Origin of the sequence: Mesorhizobium sp. M2A.F.Ca.ET.067.02.1.1, assembly GCF_004023285.1 — a bacterium.
Taxonomy (GTDB): Bacteria; Pseudomonadota; Alphaproteobacteria; order Rhizobiales; family Rhizobiaceae; genus Mesorhizobium.
The window spans coordinates 1-3154 of sequence record NZ_RZSB01000711.1 but is presented as its reverse complement, the minus strand read 5'-3'; the positions used below and the strand labels follow the sequence as shown (position 1 = coordinate 3154).

Sequence of the window (3154 nt, the reverse complement as noted above, 5' to 3'; positions counted from 1 at the left end):
GCGCGCATAGCCCTCGGCCGCGTGGCCGGCGCCCTGCTCGTGCCGGACCAGGATGTGCTCGACATCGTCCTGTTGAAAAATTTCATCGTAAATCGGAAGGACCGCGCCGCCCGGATAGCCGAAGACGTGCTTGACGCCATTGTCCTTCAGCGCCTGCACCACCATTTCGGCACCCGTCATTTCGCGCCGCTCGTTCTGTCCGTTGCTCATCGGTCTGGTCCCGTACTGTTTCGCCATCTGGCGATTGCTGGTCGTTTAGTTGGATTGGAGGCAATAAAAAAGGCCCCCGAGGGAGCCTGTGTGGTGCGCATGGGAGGTTTTCGCCCGGCGGTTACACCGCCTTGCCCACGCGCCAGCCTACGAGAATGAGTGCCGTTTTCATGGGCGCGGACAATAAGGGCGAAAACGCGGGCTCGTCAATGGGGTCCGGCGCGAATTCACCCGCCTGTGAGAAACGGCGCTGTTTCGCGCTACCATAGTACAGTTGAGCGCCCGCCGCCGAGGCACCAGTATGTGCCGATGCATGTCGCCCGCAAGGGTGGAGCGGTTTGGGACACGACATGCACCATGATGTGACGTTGGCTGCGAGGAGGACGCATGGCTGGCGAACGGGAGCATATCCGCGAGATCGAAGAGGTGCTGTCCGGCGCGCGATCGGTCCGCGACGATATCGTGGTTCAATCCTGGCTGCGCTGCATCGATACGCATCGGCTCGACCCGGCACGTCCGACGGAAGCCTACATCGTGCCCGATACCCAGTTGCGCGAGCATCGCGAGCAGTCCGAAAGACTGATCGCCATTGCCCGCAGCGGGCTGGACACATTGTTCAAGCAGGTGGCCGGCCAGAACTACGTCCTGCTGCTGGCCGACGCGAAAGGTGTCACCGTCGATTTCCTCGGCGACCCGCTGTTCATGGACCAGTTGCGCACGGCCGGTCTCTATCTCGGCTCCGAATGGTCCGAAAGCCGCACTGGAACCTGCGGCGTCGGCTCCTGCATCGTCACCGGCGAGGCGATGACTATTCACCAGACCGACCATTTCGATACCACACACACGCCGCTCTCCTGCACCGCCGCGCCGATTTTCGACACCAAGGGCGAACTGACCGCCGTGCTCGACATATCGCTGCTGCGCTCGCCGCAGCCGAAAGTCAGCCAGAACCTTGCCCTTCACCTGGTGACGGCGTCTGCCCGGCGCATCGAGCTCGCCAATTTGATGGCGCAGATGCATTCGGAATGGGTGCTGCGCTTTTCGCGCTCGCCCGAATTCCTCGATGTCGATCCGGAGGCAGCGGTGGCGCTCGATGCCTCGGGCCGCATCCTCGGCACCACGCGCGGCGGAGCGCTGCTTCTGGCGCAGGCCGGCGGCGCCGACTGGAGGCTCTCCTCGCCGATCGGTCAGCCGATCTCGCGTTACCTCGACATGGATATCGACGACTTGCCGAACTTGACGCGCGGGCGCCCGACCGAGGAGCGGCTGGTGTTCGGCCGCAACGGCAGCGCGCTGTTTGCGCATGCCATCGAGCCGCAGCCGTCGAGCGGACGCCGCACACCTGTTGAGGCGCTGCCGAAACCGATCGCCGAGCTTTCCGGCGGCGATCCGGCCATGGCGGCCATGCAGGCGCGGGCCGCCAAGCTGGCGCGCACCACCATCCCGATCCTGATCCATGGCGAGACCGGTTCCGGCAAGGAATATCTCGCCCGCGCGCTCCATGACAGCTCCGGGCGTTCCGGCCCGTTCGTGGCCATCAATTGCGCGGCCATTCCCGAACACCTGATCGAGAGCGAGCTGTTCGGGCACGCGGCCGGCGCCTTTACCGGCGCCACGGCCAAGGGACGCAAGGGCCTGATCGAGAGCGCCGACGGCGGCACGCTTTTCCTCGACGAGATCGGCGATATGCCCTACACGCTGCAATCGCGCCTGCTGCGGGTGATCGCCGAGCGCGAACTGATCCCGGTCGGCGGCACAGCACCTCGGCCTGTCGACATCAAGATCATCTCCGCCTCGCACCACGACCTGCGCCGACTGGTTGCCGAGGGCCGTTTCCGCGAGGATCTGTTCTACCGGCTGAACGCCGCCTCGCTGACACTGCCGGCGCTGCGCGAGCGCACCGATTTCGAATGGCTGCTGGAACGGCTGATCGGCGAGCGCGCGCGCCTTGCCGGTCGGGCGGCAAAACTGTCGCCGGCGGCGCGGCTGGCGCTGATCCGTCATGGCTGGCCGGGCAACATCCGCGAGCTCGTCAACGCCGTGGACCTAGCGGTGGCGCTTTGCGACGACGAGACGATCCAGCCTTCCGACCTGCCTGATTTCGCCACGGCCCGCACGGCGCCCCCGGCGCCTTCCGCCAGCCTGGTCGCGTTGCGCGCCCCCTCGCCCGAGGAAGAACGCGCAGCCCTGCTGGCCGTGCTGGCGGCGACCGGCTGGAACATTTCCGAAGCCGCGCGGCGTCTCGGCGTCGACCGCACCACGGTCCATCGCCGCATGAAGCGCCTGCGACTGGAGGCGCCGAACTAAAGTTGCAAGGGCTGTGGCGCGCCGCAGCGCATGCAACAGAAAATGCAACAGGCAAGGCGCCGCAAGAGCGTCCTAACAGATTGATTCCATTGATAGCACCAGATGAGCGCCACGGTTGGCACGCCGCTTGCTGCTCATGACGCACTCTAGCAAGTGGAGGAGAACAAATGCTCGAGAGAACACCCACCACCAAGGCACAGGCGCTGCTCGACAAGTTCGGCAAGGCGCTGGAAACCGGCGACATCGACAGCGCCGTCAACTGTTTCCAGGCCGACTGCTACTGGCGCGACCTCGTCACCTACACCTGGAACCTGAAGACCATGGAAGGCCAGGACCAGGTTCGCGACATGCTGCAAGCGACGCTGGCCAACACCAAGCCGACCGCATGGGCGGTGGCCAAGGGCGAGGAAGCGACCGAGGATAGCGGCGTCATCACCGCCTGGATCACCTTCGAGGCAAGCGTCGCGCGCGGTTTTGGCCTTGTGCGGTTCAAGGGCGACCTGATCTGGACCCTGCTCACCACAATGGCGGAGCTGAAAGGGCATGAGGAGAAAGCGGGCTTCAGTCGTCCGCTCGGCGCCAAGCACGGGCATGGCAAGGACCGCAAGACGTGGCGCGAGGAGCGCGACGACGAGAT

General features: G+C 65.3%; 3 protein-coding genes. 2 read left to right on the top strand and 1 reads right to left on the bottom strand.

From position 1 onward, the window contains the following. The coding region (locus EOA28_RS30485; RefSeq protein WP_245501635.1) for a thiamine pyrophosphate-binding protein at nt 1-210 on the bottom strand (210 nt) is incomplete at its 3' end. Between the two features lie 387 nt (nt 211-597). Here EOA28_RS30485 and EOA28_RS30480 point away from each other — a divergent pair. Further along, nucleotides 598-2517 (top strand): sigma-54-dependent Fis family transcriptional regulator, encoded by a 1920-nt coding sequence (locus EOA28_RS30480; protein ID WP_127251571.1) that lies wholly within the window; start codon nt 598-600, stop codon nt 2515-2517. 167 nt (nt 2518-2684) lie between these two features. Beyond that, nucleotides 2685-3154: nuclear transport factor 2 family protein (locus EOA28_RS30475; protein WP_148670949.1), on the top strand; the 470-nt coding region annotated here is incomplete at its 3' end.